At 53.6% G+C, this 25,444-nt stretch carries 29 protein-coding genes; 15 read left to right on the plus strand and 14 right to left on the minus strand.

Features of this window, described 5'->3' with window-relative positions:
* The first annotated feature begins 31 nt into the window (after positions 1–31).
* Positions 32–1,012: a Gfo/Idh/MocA family protein gene (locus tag J2I47_RS14225; RefSeq protein ID WP_207365261.1), complete on the plus strand. Its 981-nt coding sequence runs from the start codon at positions 32–34 to the stop codon at positions 1,010–1,012.
* A gap of 70 nt (positions 1,013–1,082) precedes the next feature.
* Here J2I47_RS14225 and J2I47_RS14230 read toward each other — a convergent pair whose 3' ends face one another.
* Both J2I47_RS14230 and J2I47_RS14235 read right to left on the minus strand, forming a co-directional pair.
* Positions 1,083–2,477, minus strand: coding sequence for a S8 family peptidase (locus tag J2I47_RS14230; protein ID WP_207365262.1), 1,395 nt, complete (start codon positions 2,475–2,477; stop codon positions 1,083–1,085).
* Between the two features lie 159 nt (positions 2,478–2,636).
* Entirely contained in the window at positions 2,637–3,539 is a 903-nt protein-coding gene (locus J2I47_RS14235) for an EamA/RhaT family transporter (RefSeq protein ID WP_207365263.1), read from the minus strand.
* A gap of 50 nt (positions 3,540–3,589) precedes the next feature.
* On the opposite strand from J2I47_RS14235, the gene J2I47_RS14240 reads away from it, so the two are divergent.
* On the plus strand, positions 3,590–4,297 hold the full coding sequence (locus J2I47_RS14240) for an SDR family oxidoreductase (protein ID WP_207365264.1): 708 nt from the start codon (positions 3,590–3,592) through the stop codon (positions 4,295–4,297).
* A gap of 73 nt (positions 4,298–4,370) precedes the next feature.
* Here J2I47_RS14240 and pdxR read toward each other — a convergent pair whose 3' ends face one another.
* Positions 4,371–5,837, minus strand: a complete 1,467-nt coding sequence (gene pdxR, locus J2I47_RS14245; RefSeq protein ID WP_207365265.1) for a MocR-like pyridoxine biosynthesis transcription factor PdxR — start codon at positions 5,835–5,837, stop codon at positions 4,371–4,373.
* Between the two features lie 82 nt (positions 5,838–5,919).
* Between pdxR and J2I47_RS14250 the strand changes: the two genes are divergently transcribed.
* Entirely contained in the window at positions 5,920–6,558 is a 639-nt protein-coding gene (locus J2I47_RS14250; RefSeq protein WP_207365266.1) for a pyridoxamine 5'-phosphate oxidase family protein, read from the plus strand.
* A gap of 41 nt (positions 6,559–6,599) precedes the next feature.
* On the opposite strand, the gene J2I47_RS14255 is transcribed toward J2I47_RS14250, so the two are convergent.
* Positions 6,600–7,571 (minus strand): aldo/keto reductase, encoded by a 972-nt coding sequence (locus J2I47_RS14255; protein WP_207365267.1) that lies wholly within the window; start codon positions 7,569–7,571, stop codon positions 6,600–6,602.
* 43 nt (positions 7,572–7,614) lie between these two features.
* On the opposite strand from J2I47_RS14255, the gene J2I47_RS14260 reads away from it, so the two are divergent.
* Genes J2I47_RS14260 through J2I47_RS14270 form a run of 3 tightly spaced genes read left to right on the plus strand, consistent with a single transcriptional unit; the run spans position 7,615 to position 9,144 of the window.
* Positions 7,615–7,935: a nucleotidyltransferase family protein gene (locus tag J2I47_RS14260; RefSeq protein ID WP_229374607.1), complete on the plus strand. Its 321-nt coding sequence runs from the start codon at positions 7,615–7,617 to the stop codon at positions 7,933–7,935.
* Between the two features lie 46 nt (positions 7,936–7,981).
* On the plus strand, positions 7,982–8,299 hold the full coding sequence (locus J2I47_RS14265; protein ID WP_207365268.1) for a putative quinol monooxygenase: 318 nt from the start codon (positions 7,982–7,984) through the stop codon (positions 8,297–8,299).
* Positions 8,296–9,144 (plus strand): MBL fold metallo-hydrolase, encoded by an 849-nt coding sequence (locus J2I47_RS14270; RefSeq protein WP_207365269.1) that lies wholly within the window; start codon positions 8,296–8,298, stop codon positions 9,142–9,144. Before J2I47_RS14265 ends, J2I47_RS14270 begins: the two co-directional genes overlap by 4 nt.
* A gap of 32 nt (positions 9,145–9,176) precedes the next feature.
* On the opposite strand, the gene J2I47_RS14275 is transcribed toward J2I47_RS14270, so the two are convergent.
* The 7 genes from J2I47_RS14275 to J2I47_RS14305 all read right to left on the minus strand — a co-directional run bounded on the left by J2I47_RS14275 (position 9,177) and on the right by J2I47_RS14305 (position 12,364).
* Entirely contained in the window at positions 9,177–9,521 is a 345-nt protein-coding gene (locus J2I47_RS14275; protein ID WP_207365270.1) for a hypothetical protein, read from the minus strand.
* 8 nt (positions 9,522–9,529) lie between these two features.
* Positions 9,530–9,874, minus strand: coding sequence for a hypothetical protein (locus J2I47_RS14280; protein WP_207365271.1), 345 nt, complete (start codon positions 9,872–9,874; stop codon positions 9,530–9,532).
* A gap of 61 nt (positions 9,875–9,935) precedes the next feature.
* Positions 9,936–10,298, minus strand: a complete 363-nt coding sequence (locus tag J2I47_RS14285) for a hypothetical protein (RefSeq protein WP_207365272.1) — start codon at positions 10,296–10,298, stop codon at positions 9,936–9,938.
* Between the two features lie 8 nt (positions 10,299–10,306).
* A complete protein-coding gene (locus tag J2I47_RS14290) occupies positions 10,307–10,885 on the minus strand; it encodes a hypothetical protein (protein WP_207365273.1) in 579 nt (192 codons plus the stop codon).
* Between the two features lie 95 nt (positions 10,886–10,980).
* Positions 10,981–11,349, minus strand: a complete 369-nt coding sequence (locus J2I47_RS14295) for a hypothetical protein (RefSeq protein WP_207365274.1) — start codon at positions 11,347–11,349, stop codon at positions 10,981–10,983.
* A 96-nt stretch (positions 11,350–11,445) separates the two neighbouring features.
* Positions 11,446–11,784 (minus strand): hypothetical protein, encoded by a 339-nt coding sequence (locus J2I47_RS14300; protein WP_207365275.1) that lies wholly within the window; start codon positions 11,782–11,784, stop codon positions 11,446–11,448.
* 220 nt (positions 11,785–12,004) lie between these two features.
* The gene (locus J2I47_RS14305; protein WP_207365276.1) at positions 12,005–12,364 is read right to left on the minus strand and encodes a hypothetical protein; all 360 of its coding nucleotides are present in this window, start codon (positions 12,362–12,364) and stop codon (positions 12,005–12,007) included.
* 206 nt (positions 12,365–12,570) lie between these two features.
* On the opposite strand from J2I47_RS14305, the gene J2I47_RS14310 reads away from it, so the two are divergent.
* Positions 12,571–13,776, plus strand: a complete 1,206-nt coding sequence (locus J2I47_RS14310) for an anhydro-N-acetylmuramic acid kinase (protein WP_207365277.1) — start codon at positions 12,571–12,573, stop codon at positions 13,774–13,776.
* A gap of 100 nt (positions 13,777–13,876) precedes the next feature.
* On the plus strand, positions 13,877–15,073 hold the full coding sequence (gene lhgD, locus J2I47_RS14315) for an L-2-hydroxyglutarate dehydrogenase (RefSeq protein ID WP_207365278.1): 1,197 nt from the start codon (positions 13,877–13,879) through the stop codon (positions 15,071–15,073).
* 86 nt (positions 15,074–15,159) lie between these two features.
* Here lhgD and J2I47_RS14320 read toward each other — a convergent pair whose 3' ends face one another.
* Complete coding sequence (locus J2I47_RS14320) at positions 15,160–15,873, minus strand: ThuA domain-containing protein (protein WP_207365279.1); 714 nt, start codon at positions 15,871–15,873, stop codon at positions 15,160–15,162.
* A 109-nt stretch (positions 15,874–15,982) separates the two neighbouring features.
* Between J2I47_RS14320 and J2I47_RS14325 the strand changes: the two genes are divergently transcribed.
* A complete protein-coding gene (locus tag J2I47_RS14325; RefSeq protein WP_207365280.1) occupies positions 15,983–16,423 on the plus strand; it encodes an NUDIX hydrolase in 441 nt (146 codons plus the stop codon).
* Positions 16,424–16,459: 36 nt separating this feature from the next.
* Here J2I47_RS14325 and J2I47_RS14330 read toward each other — a convergent pair whose 3' ends face one another.
* Complete coding sequence (locus tag J2I47_RS14330) at positions 16,460–17,380, minus strand: AraC family transcriptional regulator (RefSeq protein ID WP_207365281.1); 921 nt, start codon at positions 17,378–17,380, stop codon at positions 16,460–16,462.
* A gap of 189 nt (positions 17,381–17,569) precedes the next feature.
* Between J2I47_RS14330 and J2I47_RS14335 the strand changes: the two genes are divergently transcribed.
* The 3 genes from J2I47_RS14335 to J2I47_RS14345 are packed head-to-tail and all read left to right on the plus strand — an operon-like array spanning position 17,570 to position 20,136.
* Complete coding sequence (locus J2I47_RS14335) at positions 17,570–17,971, plus strand: GlcG/HbpS family heme-binding protein (protein ID WP_207365282.1); 402 nt, start codon at positions 17,570–17,572, stop codon at positions 17,969–17,971.
* Between the two features lie 27 nt (positions 17,972–17,998).
* Positions 17,999–19,189, plus strand: a complete 1,191-nt coding sequence (gene fdhA, locus J2I47_RS14340; protein ID WP_207365283.1) for a formaldehyde dehydrogenase, glutathione-independent — start codon at positions 17,999–18,001, stop codon at positions 19,187–19,189.
* A gap of 17 nt (positions 19,190–19,206) precedes the next feature.
* Entirely contained in the window at positions 19,207–20,136 is a 930-nt protein-coding gene (locus J2I47_RS14345) for an alpha/beta fold hydrolase (RefSeq protein WP_207365284.1), read from the plus strand.
* Positions 20,137–20,167: 31 nt separating this feature from the next.
* On the opposite strand, the gene J2I47_RS14350 is transcribed toward J2I47_RS14345, so the two are convergent.
* Positions 20,168–21,565 carry a high affinity choline transporter 1 gene (locus J2I47_RS14350; RefSeq protein ID WP_207365285.1) on the minus strand — a complete coding sequence of 466 codons (1,398 nt, stop codon included), beginning with the start codon at positions 21,563–21,565 and terminating at the stop codon, positions 20,168–20,170.
* Positions 21,566–21,824: 259 nt separating this feature from the next.
* Here J2I47_RS14350 and J2I47_RS14355 point away from each other — a divergent pair, with 259 nt between their 5' ends.
* The 3 genes from J2I47_RS14355 to J2I47_RS14365 all read left to right on the plus strand — a co-directional run bounded on the left by J2I47_RS14355 (position 21,825) and on the right by J2I47_RS14365 (position 25,355).
* Entirely contained in the window at positions 21,825–22,448 is a 624-nt protein-coding gene (locus tag J2I47_RS14355; RefSeq protein ID WP_207365286.1) for a TetR/AcrR family transcriptional regulator, read from the plus strand.
* Positions 22,435–24,114: a TolC family protein gene (locus J2I47_RS14360; RefSeq protein WP_207365287.1), complete on the plus strand. Its 1,680-nt coding sequence runs from the start codon at positions 22,435–22,437 to the stop codon at positions 24,112–24,114. Before J2I47_RS14355 ends, J2I47_RS14360 begins: the two co-directional genes overlap by 14 nt.
* A 107-nt stretch (positions 24,115–24,221) precedes the next feature.
* The gene (locus J2I47_RS14365) at positions 24,222–25,355 is read left to right on the plus strand and encodes an efflux RND transporter periplasmic adaptor subunit (RefSeq protein ID WP_207365288.1); all 1,134 of its coding nucleotides are present in this window, start codon (positions 24,222–24,224) and stop codon (positions 25,353–25,355) included.
* Positions 25,356–25,444: the final 89 nt, after the last annotated feature.

The following is a 25,444-nucleotide window of genomic DNA, read 5'->3' on the forward strand; positions in this document are numbered from 1 at the left end:
ACGTTCGCGAAGCCATTGTACATTAACGCCCATGGATCAAATCAACTGGGGTATCATTGGCTGCGGCGACGTAACGGAGGTGAAAAGCGGCCCGGCGTTTAATAAAGTGCCTCATTCTGCGCTGGTGGCCGTGATGCGGCGTGATGCCCAAAAAGCCGACGACTATGCCCGCCGGCATCAGGTACCAGCCTGGTACACCGACGCCGATGCGCTGATTAATGATCCCAACGTGAACGCTGTTTATGTAGCTACGCCTCCAGACAGCCATGCCGACTATGCCATTCGGGCGATGCGGGCGGGAAAACCCGTGTATGTAGAGAAACCGATGGCTCTGAACGCAGCTGAGTGTGCCCTTATGAACCAGGTGAGCCGCGAAACAGGCGTGCCGCTGTTTGTGGCGTTCTACCGCCGGGCACTGCCTTATTTTTTACGGGTAAAGCAACTCATCGACGATGGCGCCATCGGCGCTATCCGGATGGTCAACGTGACGTTGAACTGGCAACCCGACGACCGTGAAGTAGTAGCTGGACGTGGGTGGCGCGTGTCGCCGGTAATTTCGGGGGGCGGCCTGTTTCATGACCTGGCTTCGCACCAGTTCGACTTGCTGGAATTTATGCTTGGTCCCATCAAAACCGCCAGCGGAATTGCGCGAAATCAGGCCCGGCTGTACGAAGCGGATGATGTAGTCGTAGCCACGTTTGCCTTTGAATCGGGTGTGGTGGGTACCGGAAGCTGGTGCTTTACCGTCAATAAGGAGCAACGTATGGAACATACGCAACTCATTGGGTCGAAGGGGAAAATCACGTTCTCGTTCTTCGAAAATTTTATCATCACCGTCGACACTGCGTCGGGTACCGAAACGATCAGCGTACCTTTTCCCGAACACGTTCAGCAGCCACTCATTGAGTTGATTGTGAATGCATTACGCGGTGGCCCCGATAGTCCAAGCACTGGTGAAACAGGTGCACGATCCAGTCGTATCCTCGACTGGATAACGATTGCCAAATCTTAATCAATAGGCAAAAAAAAGCCCCGGCTGGCGGGGCTTTTTTTGATTCAGACAGGTAGCTGTCGGGCAAGGTTCAGAACGTAGCAACGCTCAACCGCCCACCCGTCACGCACTTACCCGACAGGGCTGCCGTTGGTACAGCGGCTGCGAGTATGGCTGCTTTAATTTGAGCGGCTGTTGCCGTTGGGTTCAGTGATTTGTAAAGAGCTACCGCCCCCGTTACGTGTGGCGTAGCCATAGAGGTGCCATTATACGAAGCGTAGCTAAACGTGTTGCCCGTACCCGGCACCGTTGACCAGATACCCTGCCCCGGTGCACCAATGTCGACGGTGGTGGCTCCGTAGTTCGAGAAGCTCGCCCGTGCCCCTGCCGAAGTGAGCGCTGCCACCGCAATGATGTTGGCGTTGGGGTAGTTGGACGGGTAGTTGGCTACAGCGTCGTTATTGTCGCCAACGCCATCAGAACCGCCGTTTCCGGCCGCTGCCACAAACAGGATGTTAGCTGTGTTGGCTCGTCCAATGGCATCCTGTAACGTCTGCGAAAAGCCCCCACCACCCCAGGAATTATTGCTGGCAACAATGCCCAGACTTGGGTGACGGGTTTTCATATCGGTCAGGTAATCAATGGCTTTGATAGCGTTGGCCGATGTGCCGCCTGAGGCGCCCAGGAACTTTAGACCAATCATTTTCACGTTCCAGCAAACGCCGGCAACGCCTGCGCCGTTGCCCCCCACAGCGCCAATGGTACCGGCAACGTGCGTGCCGTGATCGTCATTGACGTCGTCATACACAGAGGCGTTGTTGTTGGCAAAGTCCCAGCCATTGACATCGTCGATATACCCATTGCCATCATCGTCTTTGCCATTGACCGTCTCGTATGGATTCACCCATTTGTTGGCCGCCAGTTCGCTGTGAGTAATCATCCAGCCCTCGTCAATAATGCCTACGATAACACTGCTCGACCCGGTTTTATTGGCGGCCCAGGCTGTAGCTGCCTGACTGCCATATTGGTTGGCGGGTGATGTGCCGGGGCCATACATACCCCACAACGAACCGTTGGAGAAATAGGTGTCATTGGCCGTTACGTCTGTTGTGTAGATATAATTTGGCTCAGCATACTCAATTTCGGGCATGCCTTTGAGTTGACTAACGGCCTCCAGCACATCCGTTGGAACACTAGCCAGGATAACACCATCTGTGTCACCCGCCTTCTCCATCATTTTGGTCAGAATCTTCTCTGATTTACTGACCTTCATTTTGGCTAATGCCTTGAGTACTTTGTCGTTGGCTGTTCCGCTTTTAAACTTAATCAGCACCTCGCCGGGTACATAGCCCACATCAGTACCTACCCGCCCCTGACCCGGCTGTTGGGTAGGTGTTACATCGATTTGAGGCTGGCAACTGTACAAAAATCCGCCGCAAAGCAGCGCCGCCAACATCCGTCGGCCCGTGTGAAATGATTGTTTCATGTAATAGTTGATTAAGGAATTTGGGCTGTAACTTATAAATAAAATAGCATCTATTCATCAAATCGAATGCGGTATTTTTTCACTTTTTGGGTAGGTAAAAGGCCGGTAACTTATGAAATGATCTCTACTGTGTTCAGCCAGATCTGGTGGCAACGAACGTCAGACGAATTCCTGCCACGAAATCAGGCCGATTGCCAGTATGGCCAAAGCAAGCCCTATCTTATTGATGGTCAGTAGCTTTTCTCGAAAAAAGAGTGCAGCCACAGCTGCGGCAAGCAAAATCACGCCGATGTTATAGAGCGGATAGACAAACGCCCCGTTACCCTTAAACGCCGATAGTGCCAGCACGAGGGTGTAGAAGCTAAGAAAGTTGGGAACACCCAGCGTAACGGCGCCAAGCAGGTTCTGCTTCTCTATCCGGTCGATACCCCGGATAATGCGATACCCAAACAGTAACGTACCTGCGGTAATAGCTCCCACCACCATCGTCAGCGTGACCACCACCGGCGACTGACCAGTGGCGATGTAGCGCACGTTCATCACGTTGATCATTGTGTTGGTGAAGCCGTACATCAGAAACACCGCCACGGGCAGCATGGCCACCAGCGTCGATGTGCTGGCCGTTTCTGGACCACCAGGAGCACTTTTTTTGTACGTGCTCATCCCAACGGCCACTACCGCGAGAACCAGACCAACGTAATTCCACCCGTCGAAGGCACGGCCCCCGCCCCCCAGCACAAACAGGCTGACGCAGACCGGAATCACCAGCGAGAGATTATTGGCCAGTGACGTGGCCGTGATGCCATTGCGCTGCGTGCTTTCTCCCGACAGCAGAAACGTGACTACAAATGCCACGCCAATGCCCAGCGCTATCCAGGTCCAGGTTTGGCCCAAATCCAGGGTAAACGACGTACCCGCTGGCAGAAGTAGGTAGCCCGTAATAAAGCAAACGACGTAATTGAGGCTAATGGCCTGTACAGTGTTGACGTTAAAGCGCGGAAACAGCCGGAAATTTAGCAGCAGCATCACCGACAGTGCGACACTGGCAAGGAGATAGATCATTTTTCAGAAAATCGAAACGGACGGTCCAAGATACAGCCCATCTTTGCTTCATGAACATGCAAAACAAAGTCGTTATTATTTCTGGTGCCTCGCGGGGCATTGGGCGGGCTACAGCGTTGTTGCTGGCCCAACATGGCGCTAAAGTCGTAGCCACAGCCCGCAACGCCGATGAGCTGAAAACCCTCGAAACGGAAGGAAACGGCCAGATTGTGGCCGTGCCAGGCGACGTAGCCAATGAAGCCGACATGACTGCTGTGGTGCAAACAGCCCTGGACAAATTCGGTCACCTCGACATTGTAATCAACAACGCGGGTTTTGGCATTTTCAAAAACGTAGACGAGATCACTATCGACGAGTGGGATAGCGTGATGGCCACCAACGTGAAGGGCACGTTTGTCCTGACCAAAGCTGCATTACCCAGTCTGAAAGCACAGGGTAATGGCCATATTGTGGTGGTGGCATCAGACGTAGCCAAGCGCACCTTTGCGGGTGGGTCGCTCTACACTGCCAGCAAATATGCCCAGGAAGCGTTTATGGGGGCACTTCGGAAAGAAGTACGGTCGTTCGGCATCAAAGTAACCGGTGTCTATTCTGGCCTTGTCGACTCGCACTTCCACGCCAAAGGTCACGGTCACGAAACCTCAAAAGGCTACCTCCAAAGCGAAGACATGGCCGATTCGATGCTGTTTATCCTGAGCCGCCCCGCCCACGTGGTCATCGACGAATTCATGGTTCACCCGCTGGAACAGGAGTATTAATACAACATATATGATATATACTGTACCATATATGTTGTAAAGAATGGAAGGCAACTGGTCAAAACGCACTGCCTTATAGGCCAATAATCTCCCTCAAAATTTCCATACCCTGCTCCATTTCATCAACCGTTTTCGAGGCGAAGCCGAGGCGGGTATGGTGTACAATGGGGGCGTCGGGTTGGTAGAAACGGCCATTGTTGAACAGCAGGCCCCGGTTGCGGCAGCGGGCGGCGAGTTGGGGTAGATCAATAGCCTTGTCAAACTCGGTCCAGACGGCCATACCCCCGTCGGGGATGGTAAACGCAACGCTGTTGCCGAGAGTGGTTTTCAGCAGTTCGCAGAAATGGTCACGGCGGGCATGGTAGGTCTTCTGGGCTTTTTTGAGGTGTTTTTGAACGTCGCCTTCCGCCAGCATTTCGGCAATGGCCTGCTCCAGAATGGTGTCGCCCTGCCGGTCGATGATACGGCGGCGGTAGCCTAGTGCGGCTACCAGGTTCGGCGGACAAACCACATACCCCACCCGAAACGCCGGGGCGATTGACTTCGTAAACGAGCCTACGTAGACAACCATCCCGGCGGCATCGGCACTGGCGAGGGGCAGAATTGGGCTGCCGACGTAGTGGAAATCGTAGTCGTAATCATCTTCCAGCACCACGAAGCCATATTGCTCAGCCAGTTGTAGCAACCGAATACGCCGTTCGGCACTGAGTGTGATGGTGGTTGGGTAATGGTGGTGTGGCGTGACGTAAACTAACCGCACGGGTTGTTGCTGGCAAATGGCTTCAATGGCATCCACCACCAGCCCCTGCCCATCAACCGGAATACACATACGATTGGCTCCGCATTCGTCGAACACCAGGTTGGCCGACTGGTAGCTCAGGTCGCCAACCAGCACCACATCACCGGGTTCGAGCAGGAGTTTCGAGAGCAGATAGATGGCCATGATGCTGCCCCGGGTAGTAAAAATATGGTCGGGCGTGGCGGGAATACCCCGGCTGTCGCGGAGGTAACTGGCGAGTTGCTGACGAAAAAATGGCGTACCGTTGGTGTCGGCATAGCCCATCAGGTGCTGCTGAAAACCCCGATTCAGAATGTTGCGGTAATTGCGGCCCAACTGCTCAACGGGAGCCAAACGCAGGTCGGGCAGGCCATCATCAAAGCTCAGGATGGTGCTTGTTTTTAGAACGGGGATTTCCAGAAAAGGCTTTTTGTTGATCGTGAAGCCTGTTTGCTGTGCCATGCTGGTCGCAGCTAACTCCGTAAGCGGGCTAGGCACAACGTCGGGAAGCCGGCTGCTGACAAACGTGCCTTTGGCCGGAACCTGCATCAGCCAACCCTGCGCCGTAAGCTCGTCAAAGGCCGTCAAAACGGTTTTGCGGTGAACGCCCAGCAGCGCAGCCATTACCCGGCTACCCGGCAATTTTGTATTGGTCGACATAACGCCCTGCCGGATATGGCGGATCAGTGCGTTGGCAATCTGTGTGGACAGTGGCGTGCTGAGTTGTCGGTCCAGCGGAATCAGGGTAGCGTAGGGAAGCATAGCCGGACTACTGATTATCGCTAAACTGGTAGCCTATAGTAGTCCGGTAAAGGTCGAGTTTTGTTTAAAACAACACAACATCATGACGCCTACCTCACGCACCAAGCTCACCCGCCTGCCGAAACGCGGGGCACATGACCCGGCCACGATATACCCTATTCTGGACGAAGGATTGGTCTGCCATGTAAGCTATATTCTTCATGGACAACCGTTTATGATTCCCATTGCCTACTGCCGCATCAACGATACGGTCTATATCCACGGTTCGGTGGGCAGTCATTTCCTGCGCGAACTGGCTAAGGGTATCGACGTTTGTTTGGCGGTGACGCTCATTGACGGGCTGGTGCTGGCGCGGTCGGCGTTTCACCACTCGGTGAATTATCGGTCGGTGATCCTGTTTGGCAAAACGCGGTTGGTTACCGACGGGACCGAAGCCTGGGACGTGCTGAAACAGATCACGGAACACCTCATTCCGGGCCGCTGGGATGATACCCGCCAACCCAACGACAGTGAGATGAAAAAGACAATGGTGCTGGCCATTGATGTTGACGAAGCCTCGGCCAAAGTCCGAACCGGCAATGTTAACGATGACCCTGACGATGCCGGCCTGCCGCACTGGGCAGGCGTATTGCCCCTGACTATTCAGCCACGAGCACCCATCCAGGACCCAAACCAGGCAGCGATGGAAGTGCCGGAATACGTTACGGGGTGGAAGCGGTAAGTTTAATGTACATTGTACATTATTCATTGTACATTAAAATACTACTGACTCCATTCCGTTGGGGTACGATCCCAGCGGTGATTTTTTAATTCCTGTAATAGACTGTCGTCCAGTGCCTTGCCGTCACTGGCAGCGCAGTTAGCTTCTACATTGCGGATCTGACGCATACCCGGAATGGTGGTGGCCACGTCGGGGTTAGCCAGTATAAAACGTAGGGCCATTTCGGGCATGGTCATCCCCTGCGGCACCAGTGGTTTCAGGGCGTCGGCGTGCTCTATGCTGCTATTGAGGTTTTCGGGCACGAAATACGTTGACCGCCAGTCGTTAGCCGGAAAGGTCGTTTCTTTAGTCATCGTGCCGGTCAGCGTACCTTCGTCAAATGGGACACGAGCAATCACGCCGATGTTCAATTCCCGGCACAAGGGGAAGAGTTGATCCTCCGGGTTTTGGTCGAAAATGTTGTAGATCACCTGTACCCCGTCAATCAGGCCAGTGCGAAGTGTATTAAGGCAGTTTTCGGGCTCCCAGCGGTTCACAGACAGTCCCCAGGCAGTTACTTTACCTTGTTTGGTTAGATCTTCAATGGCCCGCTTCCACTCGTCCTGACTCGCCCATTCGTCTTCCCAAACGTGGAATTGCATTAGGTCAATCGTCTCCATGTCGAGGTTTTTCAGGCTCTTCTCAGTATATTCTACAATGTAGTCGGCAGGGAATACGTCGTTGAGCAAAAAGCCCTTTTTTGAGGGCCAGGTGCGGTTTTTCGGCGGAATTTTGGTGGCTGCGTACAGCTTTTTACCAGCGTTGTCTTTCAGTAATTGCCCCAGAATCTGTTCGCTGACGCCCTCGCCGTAGCCCCAGGCCGTATCGAAAAAGTTGCAGCCCAGTTCGACCGAGCGTTGCAGGGCGCGAAGTACTTCGGCCTTATCCGATCCGGTCCAGCCTGCGAGGCCCCACATGCCGTAACCAATTTCACTAACTTGCCAGCCTGTCCGGCCAAAGGTCCTGTATTGCATAAACGCGTTTTTGATTAAAGCAGAAAAAGGGTAGCTTGTACCTATGGAAACATCATGTAAAGTATCGGTAGGGGCTATTCCGTTTGTATCGATGCTGAGCACCTACTTCGCTAATAAACCCGTGAAACGCGCCTATTTGTTTGGTTCATATGTACGGGGTGAGCAGTCGGAAAGCAGTGATATCGACATATTAGTAGAACTCGATTATGAAAATGGGGCTGATTTTTTCGGATTTATCCAGATGCGTGATGAATTGGCTGATCTGTTAAAAAATCCGGTTGATTTGTTAAGTGCTAATGGGTTATCAGCGTATGTTAAGCCCTACATAGACGCAGAAAAACTGCTGATTTATGCTAATTCCTGATAAAGTCAGACTACTTCATAGGTCAATAGGCTAGTCTACATTATTTATGCTTACTCGGTTGGTTCGTATGTCGTTTCAGGAAGATCGCTTGGCTGATTTTGCTGCCATTTTTGATTCATCAAAGGCAAAGATTCGGGCGTTTCCGGGTTGTCTGCACCTCGAACTTCGCCGCGACCTCGATCATCCCAACGTCCGGATTACGCATAGCCTCTGGGAATCGCCCGCTGCGCTGGAGGCCTACCGGCAATCGGACCTTTTCCGTACTACCTGGGCAGCCACAAAAGTCTTATTTGCCGAAAAGCCATTGGCGTTTTCAATGGAAACCGAATGGAGTAGTGATGAGTACAACATCAAAAGCGTATGATCAAACCCATTCAACAAGACGACATACTGCTGGCTGATATCAAAGCAGCCCGAAAAGAATCAGATAAACTGCACGTGTGGTGGCTGGGGCAAAGCGGCTTCTTGTTGCACTACAACGGCACCTACCTTCTCTTTGATCCGTACCTATCTAACTCACTGTCAATAAAATACGCAAACACCGACAAGCCACATACGCGTGTGTCGGCACGTGTGATTGACCCCGCCTGTCTCACAATGATCAACGTGGTAACGTCGAGCCACAACCATACTGACCACCTCGACGCCGATACATTATTACCCCTGTTTGAAGCCTCGCCAGAGGCTCATTTTGTTATTCCTGAAGCCAACCGGGCCTTTGTTGCTGATCGCTTGACGTGCAACCCAGACTGGCCAATTGGCCTCTCGGCGGGGCAAGCTGTAAACGTTGGTGCAGTCACGTTGCATGGGGTTCCCGCAGCGCATAACGAGCTGGCCGTCAATGAGAAAGGTCAGAATCTGTACATGGGATTCGTGGCCGAAATTGGCCCCTACGCCATTTACCACTCCGGCGATACGCTCTGGTATGATAGCATCGTGGAAACGCTGGCGCCGTTCCAGGTTGATCTCGCGTTTTTACCCATCAACGGTAATAAGCCCGAGCGCCGCGTAGCGGGTAACTTAGACCCCGACGAAGCCGCCCTGCTGGGCCGCCGCATCGGGGCTAAACTGGTGATTCCGCACCATTACGATCTGTTTGCTTTCAACACCGCCAACCCAGCCGATTTTGTAGACGCCTGCACCCGCGAAAACACACCACACCGTGTGATGCAGCTGGGAGAAAAAATAGTGATGAGTGCTAAGCAGTGAGCGGCGGACCACTTATTGCTTAACGCATATCACTATTTTATTTGTCCGGCTGTAGCCTGCAGGGTAGAAGCAAGTGCCTCCAGGCGCGTGGCCATATCACCTTCCGGACCAACGTTCACACTCATTTCATGGGTGTTCGTCGAGAGGTCGGTCAAGATTTGCTGCATTTCGCCGGGGTTGGGGTCTCCGGCTGTCAACTGCGTTTTCAACTGCTGCAACAGATCGGTTATTTCGCGGGTGTTTTCAGCGTCGCCCAGTGTGGCAATCCACTGATCCAGAATGCCTCTGCCGCTCTGGGGCGTCATATCCATCACACCAGGTTTAAGCGTGTCCATGGTTTGATCGAGTAAGTCCGAAGCTTGTTCGTGTGATTCCATACGTTTGTTTACAGCGTCTCCGCTATGTTTTTCAGCACGATAGATAAACTCTCGAGTTTACCTGTCCACGTACCCTCGGCCGTTGGTGCTTCGGCATGGGTAGCCGCGTCGGTTGACAGGTTGTGCAACAGTTGTTTCAGTTGCGCTGGCTCGGGATCGCCACTGCTCAGCAAATCGCGGAGCTTGGTCAGATTGGCTTCCAGGCCTTCTACACCCACATTGCCGGGCAAGGCATCCAACCAACCGTCGATGAGTGTCGCGCCCGCCTGAGGCTGTGGCAATACACTTAGATCGCCCCGAAACGCGGCCAGTGTCTGGTCGAGCATATGCTGCTCATTGGTGTTTGTTCCCATCGTCTACAGGGAGCTTAGGGTTTAGCAACGGTGTAATTCCCCGCTAAACCCTAAGCTCGTTTTATACTGTCGTAGACAGTTGGCTGGCAAAGTTGCGAAGGGCCTGGCCCAGCGTATTCAAACGCGATGGGAGGTCACCAGCCGCACTTTGTCCAATCGTTTCGGTCTGGTCGGCCAGGTCCAGCAGCAGATCGTGCAGCTTCTGGTTGCTGGGCGAACCGCTTTGTAGTTCGCTCTGCAATTCCTGAAGAGGCTGAATCATTTTGCTGGCGTTATGGTCGCTTTTCAACGACGAAAACCAGTCTGTAATGAGCGAAAGGCCCTCCTGTGGTGAGGCTGCCTGACCCTGGTCAAATGCTTCAATCGTAGCGTCGATCAGCGTTGAGGCCGATGAGCCGCTTGTTTGTGAATGTTGATTAGCCATGTTGTTTTTTAGTTTGTGTTACCATTCTCAGCCCCTGAGCCATACATACCGCTACCCGTCTGTGATGTGCCGGCTGCATTATACGTGTCGCCACCAACTGATGACGAACCCGTGAACGGTGCTCCGCTCATGTCTGAGTTGTCTGAGCTATAAGCCCCCGTGGTTGTGTTTGAGCCAATGCCACCTGTGCTGCCGGTAGGATCGTCCATATCGCTCTGACGCGACTGATTACTCTGCGAACCGCCATTGGCCAGCTGCTGACCAAACGTTTGCAGGGCCGATGCCAGTTGGGCCAGTGATTCCTGTTCGGGGCCATCTACGCCCTGCGATGCGGCCTTTGTCTGGTCGGCCAATTCCTGGATAGTGGACTGAATCTGTCCCGTATTCATGCCCCCCTGCAACTCCATCCGGAGTTCGCTCAGCGTGTGGGCAATCGGGTTAGTCGATTCGTCGCCCGAATGCAGCGCACTGATCCAGTTGTCGATGAGCGAAACGCCGTCGGTTGGTGAAATGGCGGTAACGTCGCCGTTGAACGTCTGCACGGTCTCGTCGATGAGCTCCGATGCAAATTGTGAGGGTTGAGCCATATAGGAGTGAGCAGTAAGCAGTGGCAGCAGGCAGTGCCTGCGCGCGAGAAAACACGTCGGCGCGAACACTATTCACTGCCACTGGTTATTGCTACTTATTTAGACACTTGTTGATTGATGCTCTCCAGCGTAGAAATAAGGCGCTGAAGTTCTGTTTGCTGCGCACTGGCTTCCGGTGATTCCATCACGCTCTGAGTGATGTCGATTAGGTCTTCCATGTAGGCCTGTATCACCGATGGCTCAGGCGTACCACCGTCTTCACGGTTTGGGTCGAGTTCGGCTTTCAGGTCTTCGAGTACGTCGGCGATTTCGTCGGTCTCATCGGTACCGTTTTGATCCAGAAACTCAATCCACTGGTCAATGATAGACAACCCATCTTTGGGCGTCGTATTCTGAATCCCACTATCGAACGCCGAAACGGTCTGTTCGATCAATGAGGTGGTTTTGGGGTCTTGCGAGGTCATAATTTTAGTGGGCAGTAAGCAGTGGCAGTAGGTAATGCTTACGCCGGCTTATTTGCCATCGCGCCAGCACTGCCTACTGCCACTGCTTACGGCTACTTATTTAAGTTCCTTGGCGAATTCCTTAAGCGATTCGGCCAGATCTTTAAGTGAATCCTGGAGATCATCGTCGTCGGCTTTTTTAGCCGCTTTGGCGGTTTCATCACCCAGCTTTTTCACCAGTTGTGCAATTTTTTTAACGTCGGGAGCTTTCTCGCCCAACTGATCGTGCAACTCCTGCAATTCGTCGGCGATACCGCTGGCGGTTTCGTCTTTTTTCACGACGGCAATCCAGTCTTTAATCAGGGTGGCACCGTCTTTGGGTTTCACCGTGTCTACTCCATTGTCGAGGGCCTCGATAGTCGAGGTAATCAGCGATTCGGCTTTTTTAGTGGCCATGTTTGAAAGAAACGTTAGTTGAGTTGAAAAAGCCCGGTGGCAAACCCGGAACAGATGCCCGTTGCCCAAAAGGGACGTGGGGTTAAAACCCGACTATGTCTGTATTGTTTGTGGAAAGTTTTCGTCCATTGCTGGATGTTGGCGACTGGATATCGGACGCTGGAATCTGGCTATTGTATTAGTTAACGTGTCTAATGACCAGCGTCCGGTATTGGGCTTCCTACGAATGGCCCACCTCGTCGGTGCTGGCCAGCAGACCCTGGAGCGTGTCGGCCAATTGCTGAAGCTGCTCAGGGTTGGGGGTGGTTTCCTGCCGGGCAAAATAGCTTGTGTATTCGGCTAGTTCCATAAGTAGCACCCGCACCTGAACCGGGTCGGGTCCGGTCTGATTATCAACGTTGAGCAGCACTTTCTGAAGGTTGCTCAGTGCCGCCCGCACGGCCTCCAGCCCGTCGTAATGACTAAGCTCATTGAGCCAGTCATCGACTAGCGCCTGGCCCGATTCGCTGGTGTGTTCGCCGTTCTTTAGTGCCTGTGTCGTGGTGTCGATCAGGGTTGTGGTTGATTGGGGTGTGTTCATTTCGTCCTGCTTTTTGAGTGTATACTGAACAATGTACAATGAATAATGGCTGACGCGAGGTAGGCTTCACTGAGTGAAAGCCTTGACTGACAGGGGGTTAATTCTGAAATATTGAGCCAACACCTCACCAGAGATCAGTTAGCGGAACCGCCATTGTCCATGATTCATTGTGGTCCGCCGCGCAGTGCATTGTATCTTCATCACCCATGAACCCACAACTGCAACGCCTGTATGACCTGGCCAAAAAGCCCGACCGCCGTATCGTGGGGCTAATGTCGGGCACTTCACTCGACGGCCTCGACGTGGCCTTATGCCGGATTTCGGGTAACGGCGGTAACACGCAGCTTTCGGTAGAACAGTTTGAAACGGTACCTTACGAGGAGGCCTTCAAGGACAGTATCCGGGCCGTTTTTGCCAAAAAACAGATCAACTTTGAACACCTGACCCTGCTCAACGAACAGATTGGGCGGCAGCACGGGCGGTGGGTAGCACAGTGTCTGCGAAACTGGCACATAGAACCCGCCGACGTTGATTTAGTGGCCAGCCACGGGCAAACGGTCTATCACGCGCCACAGCAGCAACACCGCCGGGCGGGGTACCCCAACGCGACCCTGCAAATTGGCGACGGCGACCACGTGGCAGCTGAATCGGGGATTATTACGCTCAGCGATTTCCGGCAGCGGCACATCGCTCACGGTGGCGAAGGTGCTCCGTTAGCCGTTTATGGCGACTATCTTCTGTTTTCACAGGAAGGTGAAGACCGTATTTTGCTCAACATGGGTGGCATTGCCAACTTTACTTACCTGCCCAATTCGCTTGATGCCCGCGTTGTTTTCACCACCGACACCGGCCCCGGCAACACGCTCATCGACGCCTTTGCCCGTCAGTTTACGGGACAACCCTACGACGAAAACGGGCAGATGGCGGCGCGGGGTCGGGTCGATGAGGCACTGCTCCGTGCGCTGATCAACCACCCGTTTTTTGCACAGCCGTTTCCGAAAACAACTGGCCCTGAAGTGTTCAGTAAGTTGTATGTGCAAAACGCACAGCAACAAAGCGGCACCGAGACCATCGCCCCCGACGACCTGATGGCTACGCTTACCCGCTTCAGCGCCGAGACCATTGCTCAGGCCATTCAGCGGACGCTCACGCAGACAAAGATTGTCCATCCGCACGTATACATGAGTGGGGGCGGGGCGCACAACCCTGTACTGGTGGGGGCTATCAACGCCTTGCTTCCGGGTTGTACCTTTGCCAGAACAGATGCCCTCGGCATTGCCGGCGACGCCAAAGAAGCCGTTCTATTCGCCGTCCTGGCCAACGAAGCCGTTGCCGGAACCGGTAAGATCAACTTCGGCGAACGTCAGGGTGTGCCAAGTGTGAGTATGGGGAAGATATCTTTTTATAAGTGATGCACGATGAGTGATGAGCGATGAATGGGCTGACGCAAGAACAAATACGCTTGTGTCAGCCCATTCATCGCTCATCATTCATCGTGCATCATTAAAAATTATGACCGACGTAACGATTATTGGCGGGGGAATTGTGGGACTGGCCACGGCCCTGCAAATCAAGCAGCAGCAACCGGCGTTGTCGGTGATTGTGCTGGAAAAAGAGGCCAGGGTGGCGGCGCATCAGACCGGCCACAATTCGGGCGTGATTCACTCCGGGCTGTATTACAAACCGGGTAGCCTGAAAGCCACCAACTGCATTGAGGGCTACCGGATGCTATTGGCATTTTGCGACCGCGAAAACGTGCCCTACGACCTTTGCGGCAAGATTGTGGTGGCTACCAAACCAGAAGAGGTAGGCCAACTCGACACGTTATTTGAACGGGGGCAGCAGAATGGCCTGGGCGGGTTGCGTCGCCTGAACCTGCCTGCCCTGCGCGAGATTGAGCCGCATGTGAATGGTGTGGCAGGCATTTTTGTGCCACAAACCGGCATCATCGACTACACGGAAGTGTGCGAGGCCTATGCCCGTGTTTTTCAGGCACTTGGCGGCGAAATTCATTACAGCGAAAAAGTAGAGCAGCTGACACCCGGCCTATCGCTGAGCGTGGTTGTTACGAACAAGACGCGCTACGAAACCAAACTAGTCGTGAACTGCGCGGGCCTGTATTCCGATAAGATTGCGCAACTCACGCAACGCGAACCCATTGGTTTGCAGATCGTACCGTTTCGGGGTGAGTATTTCAAGATCAAACCTGATAAACAGTACCTCGTTAAGAACCTGATTTATCCCGTTCCCGACCCGAATTTCCCCTTTTTAGGTGTGCATTTTACCCGCATGATCCACGGCGGCGTGGAAGCCGGGCCTAATGCAGTGTTGGCTTTTCGGCGCGAGGGCTACAAAAAGTCGGATGTGAATCTGAAAGAATTTTTTGAGACGCTGGCGTGGCCGGGGTTTCAGAAAGTGGCTGCTAAATACTGGCAAATGGGCCTGGGCGAAATGTACCGGTCGTTCTCAAAATCGGCCTTCACCAAGGCTTTGCAGGAACTGATCCCGGAGGTACAGGAAGATGACCTTATCGAGGGCGGTGCAGGGGTTCGCGCGCAAGCCTGCGACCGTACCGGTGGCCTGCTCGACGACTTCTCGATCATCGAAACCGAACGCGCCGTTAACGTCTGCAATGCTCCTTCGCCAGCCGCAACCTCTTCACTATCAATTGGTAAGACGGTAGCCGAGAAGGTGCTGAAGCGGTTTTGATTATGTGCAATAGGTCAGGGTCGGGTGGATGCCATCACTCCAAGTGATGGCATCCACCCGACCCTGACCTATTGCCTGCCTACTGCTTACTTCTTCTTCCCCATTGTCCACTGAATGCCGCCCAGAAGGTGAGCCGTAAAGAGCGGGTCGGCGTAGGATTCGTCGGTGTGGCCCATGCCCGTGTAGAACGAGCGCCCCCCCTCGAAATTACGATACCAGGCAATGGGATGGTTGTCGCCGTTTTTACCGCCTTCGTATGTTTTTTCATCCAGCATGGCCAGCACAGTAGGGCCGGGTACAATGCTCTTGTAGTTATACCACTCGTCGAACCGTTTCCAGCGGTCAGGCAGCATACTCGTCGACGGATTTTTTTTGTCCACTACCACTACATCGGCATTTTGCTGTTTGGGATGACTCAGGAAATAAGCTCCGCAAAGCTGGTTGTACCACGGCCAGTCGTATTCGGTATCGGCGGCAGCGTGGATACCCATGTAGCCACCACCTTGCCGGATATATTGTTCAAAAGCCTGCTGTTGAAGGCTATCCAGCACGTTGCCGGTGGTACTCAGAAAGACTACCGCCTTGTACTTTTTCAGATTAGCGAGGCTAAACTGAGCCGCGTCCTCGGTGGTATCAACTCGAAATTTGTTGGCAGCTCCCAGGGCCATAATGGCTCGTTTACCCGCCCCGATAGAGGCATGCCGGAAGCCCTTTGTTCTGGAGAAGACAAGCACGGCATCCTGCGCCAAGGCTGAGTACGATAACGAGCAGGCCAGAAGTGTAGTCAGTAGCTGTCGCATGGAAAAAGAGGGTTTGTTTTGTTAAAAAGCCATTTTTTGCGTAGCTTACTGGTATATCGAAATATAAAAAGGGGTGGCCTGTCTGCTCCGTTTTACAACCTGTTTTTGCATGAAAGTTCGTCCTGCCGTGGTGTTAAGCCGAAACGACGCTGTGTTGCTGATGCAGTATCAATATGGCGACACCACTGTATTTGCCTTACCCGGTGGCAATCCTGACCCTGGTGAAGACCTCGAAGCCACGCTTGAACGTGAACTGATGGAAGAGTTGGGTGTTGAGATCCAGGTATTTCAACTGCTTTTCTGCGGTGTGGTAACGCGGCCTAATCAGCCAGAAGATGTACTTCATTGCGTGTTTATTGGCGAAATCTTTGGCGGCGAACCCGTACTGAATGCCGACCACACCACCGCCGCTGCTGTGGTTTGGAAACCCATTGCCGATCTCGACGATCTGGCTATGTACCCCAGTGTAGCTTCGGCCATTCAGGAACACCACGCTGCTCTGTTGCCCACCACGTATCTGGGCTATATCGACCAGCCGTTTTATGGGTGATATTGACGAAACCGAGATAAGCCAAGAGATACGTTGCTATAATGATTCCGCTGTCTGTTGCCGGTATGTTTTAGGCGTTGTGCCTTCCAGCAACTTAAATAACCGCGAAAAATAGTGGGGATTTTGGAAGCCAACCATATCGCTTACCTCCGCCACCGTTAGGGTTGGGTTAGCTAATAACCTACGAGCCAAACTGATGCGCTCGCGAATAATGAACTCAACCGGCGAAAGCCCGAATGCACCTTTAAATGATCGAAAAAAGCTAGACTTGCTCATGCAGGCTTTCTGGCACAATAAGTCGATCCCAATCTTTTCGGTTAAGTGTTCGTGAATGTAGCTGATCACCGCCGCAAACCGGTTGTTGGTGGGTAAGCCATCGGCCATGACCGCCATATTCTGCGTCTGAATTACCCGAATCAGTAACGACTTGAGGGTAAGGTCGGCCAAGGCGTCTTTGTCCATGTTATCTTCCATACTGATGCTGATGAGGCGGTTCAGTACGTTGGCCAGTTCCCGATTATTATAAAAGTGATACTGATTGAAGTTCAGTTTCCATTCGCCGCTATCGCCTTTCCGGGGATACCGTTCGTTGAGGAACGCCAGCGTCTGCCCCACCACCTGCCAGTCTAAGGCAATGGTGGCACACTGAACAGGGTGTCTGGCATCGGCTTCAGGAAAATCAACCTTCATCGATACCCCTTCGGGCAGGATGACCGTTTCGCCGGGCAGAAAACTGAAACCGGGATTCTGCGATAGATACATCACCTTACGGCCGCGTAACATGCTGGTAATGAACATTCCGTCGTATGACAGCACCAATCCAGAACACTGTTTGTAGGTTTCGAAAATAGTCAGTTCGCACTGGTTTAGCGTAAACACCCGGCGGTTTTCGACCAGTGATGTCAGGGCGCGGGTATCTGACAGATTGATGGGTTCCAAAGCGAATTTCCCAGGCATAGCGCGGAAGGTATAGCTGCTGGTTTAACAGGCTTCCCGCCGTTTATGTTATAGTCCACTCGCTAAAACTGGATAATAGTAGCATTGATTGGCATTATAGTGTAACCACGCCATGAGGCAACGCCCATAGCTTTGACCAGGATTTAAACTCCGGTCAATTTATCTTAATCATGTTCATTAGCCGAAATCATGGGTATCACGTTAGATCAGGCCGAAACGGCTATTAAAGCCGCCAAGGTCAAAGCTTTAGAAATCAACACGTTAATGAATATCGCTGTTGTTGACGCCGGGGCCAACTTGGTGGCGTTCGTACGCATGGACGGTGCCTGGCTCGGCTCGGCTGATATTTCGCAGAAGAAAGCCCGCACGGCCCGCTACTTCGACATGCCAACCGGTGAGCTGGGCAAGCTTTCGCAGCCCGGCGGTCCGCTCTTCAACATCGAACACGCTAATGGTGGCCTTATTACGTTTCCTGGCGGTCTGCCCATTAAAAACAGCGCGGGCGAGGTCATCGGGGCCATTGGCGTATCGGGTAGCAGCGTCGAAAACGATCACACTGTGGCGCAGGCCGGTGTCGATGCCATCAGTTAGCCAGAACTTATCTAAATCCTTACAACTATGTGTCAAAATCATGGTGTTGCTTACATCAGTCCCGGCGTGGTTGAGGTACAACAAATCGAATACCCAAAACTGGCCCTCGGTGACCGCAAGTGCGAACACGGGGTTATTCTGCAAATTGTTTCTACCAATATATGCGGTAGCGATCAGCACATGGTGCGGGGCCGCACAACGGCCCCGGCCGGGTTAGTACTGGGCCACGAAATAACGGGACTGGTGATTGAAGCCGGACGCGACGTGGAGTTTATCAAGGAAGGGGATCTGGTTTCGGTACCGTTCAATATTGCCTGCGGCCGGTGCCGAAACTGCAAAGCGGGGCAGACGGGGATCTGCCTGAACGTGAACCCCGGCCGGGCTGGTGCCGCCTATGGGTACGTCGATATGGGCGGCTGGGTAGGTGGTCAGGCCGAATATGTGATGGTACCCTACGCCGACTTCAATCTGCTTAAGTTTCCGGACAAAGACCAGGCGATGGCTAAAATCCGGGATCTGACGCTGCTTTCCGACATTTTTCCAACGGGTTACCACGGAGCCGTTATGGCGGGCGTGGGTCCGGGGTCTATCGTATACGTGGCCGGGGCCGGGCCTGTTGGGCTGGCCTGTGCGGTATCGTGCCACCTGCTGGGTGCTGCCGTCGTGATCGTGGGCGACATGATTCCTGAGCGGCTGGAACAGGCCAAAAGCTTTGGCTGTGAAATCATTGACCTGCGCAAAGAAACCCCGCTGGCCGACCAGATTGCTCAGATCGTTGGCGTTCCCGAAGTTGATTCAGCGGTTGACTGTGTTGGTTTTGAAGCGAAAGGCCACGGCGCAGGAGCCGACGTAGAGCAGCCCGCCAACGTGCTCAACGCGGCCATGACCATTACCCGCGCGGGTGGAGCCATCGGCATTCCGGGCTTGTACGTGACCGGCGATCCGGGGGCAAAAGAGAAGGCCGCTCAGGAAGGAAGCCTGAGCATCCGGATTGGGTTAGGCTGGGCCAAATCGCACTCGTTTTTCACTGGCCAAACACCCGTGATGAAATACCATCGGCAGTTAATGAACGCCATCCTGTATGATAAAGTCCAGATTGCCAAGGCCGTCAACGTGGAGGTAATCAGCTTGGACAAAGCGCCACAGGGTTACAAGGATTTTGATAAAGGAGCCGCTAAAAAATTTGTTATCGACCCCCACGGCTTGATACTAAATTAACAAACTAGCCAATTAATATGACTATGCACTACGTCCGGCGCGGTACCGGCAAACCACTTTTGTTACTTCACGGTATTGGCAGTTCGCTACGGACTTGGGATCTTGTGATGGATGGCCTGGCGGCCGAGCGCGATGTCATTGCTGTTGATTTGCCAGGTTTCGGTCAATCGCCCGCCCTGGTTGGGGAGGTCTCTATTCGTACCCTCGCCGACGCAGTAACCGATTTCCTGGCCGAACAGAACCTGCTGGGCATCGACGTTGTGGGCAATTCGATGGGTGCCCGGCTGGTGCTGGAACTGGCCCGGCGGGGCGGTGTGGTAGGCACAGTGGTCTCCCTCGATCCGGGCGGGTTCTGGCAGGGCTGGGAGGTGCCGTACTTCTTCCACTCGGTTCGGCTGTCGGCTCAGTTGTCTCAACGTATTCAGCCGTTGCTGCCTGTGCTGGTGGGCAACCCAATCAGCCGGACGCTGCTGTTTGCGCAGTTTTCGGCCCACCCCTGGACCATTCCGGCTTCGGTAGCGCTCAACGAGTTTCGGGAATTTCTGCCCACACCCAGCTTCACGAAGCTGCTGGACAGCTTGGCGCATGGACCTAAGCAGGCTGGTGCCCCGGTGGGCTCGCTTCAGTATCCGTTGGTGATTGGCTGGGGTCGTCAGGATCGGGTCTGCCTGCCCAGCCAATCGGAATTGGCCATGTCTTTATTCCCCGATGCACACCTGCACTGGTTTTCGAATTGTGGTCACGTACCTCAGCTCGACGTGCCGACAGAGACCGTCCGGTTGATACTGGACGTAACCGGGGGCGTGTATGAACCCCAACCTGTTGACACACAGGAATTGGAACCGTCAACCGTCTTGTCTGATAAGGTGCTGCTGGGCGTGGGGGGGGCTATACTGGTGGCGGGTTTGTTTTTTGCCCTCAGCCGGGGCCGGAAACGGTTGGTTTGATGCGCATCACGCTGACTACAGGACCACGCATTTATATCTTACCCTTCCACAAACTCCCCGCTATCATTGCTAGGGCACTGGCTATCAGGCCCCATAGCATAGGCGGAAACGTGGTGTTGAGCCAGATACAGAGTACCCACGTACTTAAGCCCGCCCCGATAGACCAGAGGCAACCGCGCAGGTTGGCCCGTTTCCAGTAGATACCTGCCGTGAGCGGCACAAACAGCGACACCAGGCTAAACGCCGATGACTCTCCTACAAGATCGAAAATGCTGGTACTCCGTCCCAGGGTTATGCTCACGCACAAAACCGAAATAACGACAATAGCCCAGCGAATGGCCTTAAGTAGTTGAGCATCAGTGGTGGCGGGCTGAAAAAATTTCACGATGTTCTCGCCAAAAACCGTGGCGGGGGCCAGAATTGCTCCACTCGACACGCTCAGAATGGCCGAAGTGAGTGCGCCGAAAAACAGGATCTGTAGCGGCAGGTTGCCATGGCGCATCACCATATTTGGAATGATGAGTTCACGGCCTTGTTCTGTGCCCAATGGGCCACCCCCGGCCAGATCGGGGTGTAATAGCCGGGCGCTGAGTGCAATAAACAGGGGCAGAGCCGCCACTGTCAAATACAGGCCCGATGCCAGATAAGACGCCCGCACGGCCACCGGAGCCGACTTGGCCGACATTACCCGCTGGAAAATATCCTGCTGCGGAATGCTGCCAAGGCCAATCGTCATCCAGGCAGCCAGGTACGTAGCCCAGCCATTGACGGACGCGGTTGGCAGGAACCTGAAAAAGCCGTTGGGTACGCGGGCAACCACGCCGTCGATGCCTCCCACCTGCGGCCACAATATAACCGCCAGCACCACCAGGGCCAGAATGATGATGAGGTTGTGCAGAAAGTCGGTGATGGAGATAGACCACATACCGCCCAGCAGGGTATAAATCATTACGATGCTGGCGCTTACCACAATGCCCCAGGCCATGGGGATGCCGATAACCACATTGAGCACAATCCCGATGGCGATGTACTGCGCGGCAATCCAGCTGAAGTACGATGGAATCACAATAATGGCGCTCATCAACTCTGCCGACCGCCCAAACCGGATGCGGAAGTAGTCAGAAAAGGTGGTAATACCTTCGCTGTAGAGTGGTTTGGCAAAGAAAGCGCCAACCAGAAACAGGCACAGTGCCGATCCAAACGGCTCTTCGATGATACTCAACACACCCCCCTCAACAAACTTGGCCGGTGCACCCATAATGCTTTCCGACCCAAACCAGGTAGCAAACGTGACCGACGTAGCCAGGGCCAGAGACAGCCCCCGTCCGGCCAGCACAAAGTCCTGCGAGGTAGTCACGCGCCGCGCCGCCCATGCCCCGATGGCGATGTTTGAGAGCAGATAAAGACAGATGCAGACAATGAGCGTCATGATTTTATAAATGCCGGACATCCTGCTGACATAGGGCTGTCACCGGTTGTGTGGTTTTTTGTAGCGTACAAAACAGCGTCATCATAGTAACATAAATGACGGCTGATAGGGGTAAAAGTCTACCATTTAATCCTGGTTTTGGTACGAATCAAAGAACAACTGTCCTTCATTAAAGAACTTTTAATAAACGACGGAAACTTTAAACTTTCTCGTAGTTTCCTGAGTTTCGGCTTCAGAATGTACCGTAATGACGGGTGAGATGAAGGAGAAAATTCTAAATGAAGCTGAGCGTCTTTTCTGGAAATATGGCGTCCGCACGATCACGATGGATGACATCGCCCGGCGGCTGGCCATTTCTAAAAAGACGATCTATCAGTACTTCACAGACAAGGAGGACATTGTATATCAGGTAGTTAACTATCATATCGAACATGAAATGATAGAGTGCACCCGGTTGATTGACCAGTCGATGAACCCACTAGAGGAGATGCTGATGATATCGGACCTGATGCGGCGTAATGCCGACATGGTTAACCCCAGCCTGCTTATGGACGTACAGCGATATTACCCCAAAGCATGGGACGCTTTTCTCCAGCACAAAGAAGGACGCATCATTACCGACATCAAAGCCAATCTCCAGCGGGGTGTTGACCAGGGCCTGTACCGGACCGACATTGATCTAGAGACCATGGCTCGCCTCCGTGTAGAGTTGATCCAGCTGGGATTCGATGACCGTGCTTTTCCAAACAACAAAGACGTCATGACGACCCAGGATCAGTTGCTCCACCTCTTCCTCAGGGGCATCTTAAGCGAACAGGGCTTTACCGTTTACAACACGCTGAAAAACAAAGAATACAACCTGACTGCATATGAAAACAAATAGTACATATCGAAACCGAACAACGGCCCTGTGGCTTGCGCTGGGGTGGCTGGGCATCGGTGCCGTCGCTGCGCAGGTGCCCACAACGGGGGCGCCAACGGGGTCGGCCCCTACGCAGCCTTCGGTGGGGCAGCAACCCACCGGTGCCGCGGCCAGCGGTCAACAGCCGGGAGCACAACAACCCGCTGCCACAGGCTCCATTACCCCAGGTGGGCAGGCAGCGGTGCCGTCGCAGCCGGGTGTATCGCCCACGGGTGCCCCGCAGCCGGGTCTGCAAAACGGTCCTGTCAACTTACAGCCGGGCACGGTGTCGACCATGAATTCGGGACTGGCCCCGGCACCTACGGGACTGGTGTCAACGACTCAGCCGGTTAATGGTCAGGCGTTTACGTTGCAGGAAGCCATTGATTTCGCCGTTCGGCAAAACATCAACGTGCGCAATACGCAACTCGACGCCGTGAGTGCCGAAGCCCGGATTCGGGAAATTAAAGCATCGGCATTGCCACAGATCAGTGCCAGTGGCTCGTTTACCGACAACCTGATTATTCAGCGGGCGTTTTTACCTGCTGTATTTTTCGACCCGAAGGCATCGCCCGATGCACCTGCCGTGCCGGTTCAGTTTGGTGTGACCTATTCCGGCAACGCCGCTGCCAGCGTCAACCAGTTGATCTACAGTGCGAGTTTGAACGTAGGACTTCGTGCCGCCGCTACCTACCGTGAACTGGCTCAACGTACCACGCAGGCGACCAAAGTAACGGTGGCTGAGCAGGTGGCCAAAGCCTACTACGGTGTACTGGTGGCTCGTGAGCGCTCGAAACTGCTGGACCTGAACATTGGCCGTCTCGATACGTTGCTGCGCGATACACGCGCTCTGAACAAACAGGGCTTTGTGGAAAAGCTAGATGTACAACGACTTGAAGTTCAGGCCAATAACCTGCGGGCTGATCGGCAAAACGTTGAGAACCTGATTCAGCTCAGCTATGCGTTATTGAAGTTTCAGATGGGGCTCAAAATAAACGAAGAGATCACCCTGACTGAGCAGTTGCAGGAGCGCAACCTCGACGAGCTGCAAGCGCTGATTGCGCCTGACCCAACGTTTCAGTACAGTAGCCGCATTGAATATTCGACTCTGCAAACGCAGCTTAAACTGGCAGAACTGGACATCGAGTCGTCGCAGAAAGGTTACTACCCCACACTCTCGGCGTTCATTAACTACGGCTACAACAACGGACGAAACAAGATCGGCGATATGTTCGCAACGCCCTGGCTGAACTTCTCTACGGCGGGTCTGAGCCTCCAGATACCCATTTTCGACGGGTTTCTGAAGAAGTACCAGATTGCCCAGAAACGCATCACGCTTCAGAAGGCGCAGAACAGCGGTGAGTTGCTCAAGAACTCCATCGACCTGCAAATCCGGCAGTCGAGCATTACGCTCAACAACGGGTTTCAGACGCTGCAAACCCAGCAGCGCAACCGCGACCTGGCCGCCGAAATCGTGCGCGTAACCCGGATCAAATACAAGGAGGGTGTAGGTTCGAACATCGAAGTGCTCAACGCCGAAACCTCCCTCCGCGAAGCCCAAACCAATTATTTCGCCTCCCTCTACGATTTCCTCATCGCCAAAGTCGATCAGGACAAAGCACTGGGACGGCTGTATGTAGGACAATAAGCTGATTTACGAATTACGAGTTACGATGTATGATTTGGGTCTGTCTGATGGACAGATGCTGAATCGGCAACGCTAATCCGTAATTCGTACATCGTAGATCGTAAATCATGAAGCAGACATATATAATCATTACACTGCTGGCCTTGTTGCTGGCAGCTTGCGGGGAAAAGAAATCAGACCTGCAAACCAAGAAAGAGGAACTGGCTAAGCTGAAAAGCGAACAGGCCGATTTGAACACGAAGGTGAAAGGCCTGGAAACGGAACTGGCTAAGCTCGACCCCGTCAAGCGCGAAGAAGCCAAAGTAAAAACCGTGGCTGTGTCGCCGGTGGTGGCCGGTACGTTTCGGCACTTTGTGGATTTGCAGGGTACGGTGGATGCCAAAAACAACGTGCAGGTATCGCCCAAAGGGCAGGGTGGGGTCATCACGGCCGTTTATGTAGTAGAGGGTACACCCGTACGGGCTGGTCAGGCGATTGCCAAACTGGATGATCAGATCGTGCGTGAGTCACTGGCCGAGGTACAGACGCAGTTGTCGCTGGCCAATACCGTCTATGAGAAGCAGGCCAACCTCTGGAAGCAGCAGATTGGCACGGAGTTGCAGTATTTGCAGGCCAAGAGCAACAAAGAATCACTGGAGCGGCGCATCGCTACCATCAAGGCGCAATTAGGTCAGTCGGTGGTAACGGCTCCCATCTCAGGTGTGGTTGATCAGGTAATTGGCAAGGTAGGTCAGCCGGCGGCACCGGGTATAGGTATTGTACGGATCGTGAACCTGTCGCGGCTGAAAGTGGTGGCTAAAGTGGCCGATACGTATTCGGGCACCGTGCGCAAAGGTGATCCGATCCAGATCACTTTCCCCGACATCAAAAAGCAGATCAACAGCACCATCACGTTCGTGTCTACCTCGGTTGATCCGCTTAGCCGGACGTTCACGATTGAGGCTGCTCTGCCGTCAGATAATGCCTTGAAACCGAATATGCTGGCGCAGGTTAAAATCAACGATGCCTCGAAACCGAACGCCGTAGTGATCAATCAAAACCTGATTCAAAACACGGAAAATGGCCAGCTGGTCTACGTGGCCGTAACGGAGGGCAATAAGAAGGTGGCAAAAGCGAAGAAAGTTACGACGGGCCAGAGCTACGGCGGCCAGATTGAGATTACGCAGGGCCTCAGCGCCGGTGACCAGCTCATCACGCAGGGCTACCAGGAAGTGACGGATGGACAAACGATTTCTTTTTAGTCCAACGTCTAAAGTCCATGGTCTAAAGTTGCGCTGCCTCAGGCTTATATGTGGAGCAACTTTAGACTTTAGACCTTAGACGTTGAACC

The organism is Fibrella rubiginis (assembly GCF_017353185.1).
Lineage (GTDB): Bacteria > Bacteroidota > Bacteroidia > Cytophagales > Spirosomataceae > Fibrella > Fibrella rubiginis.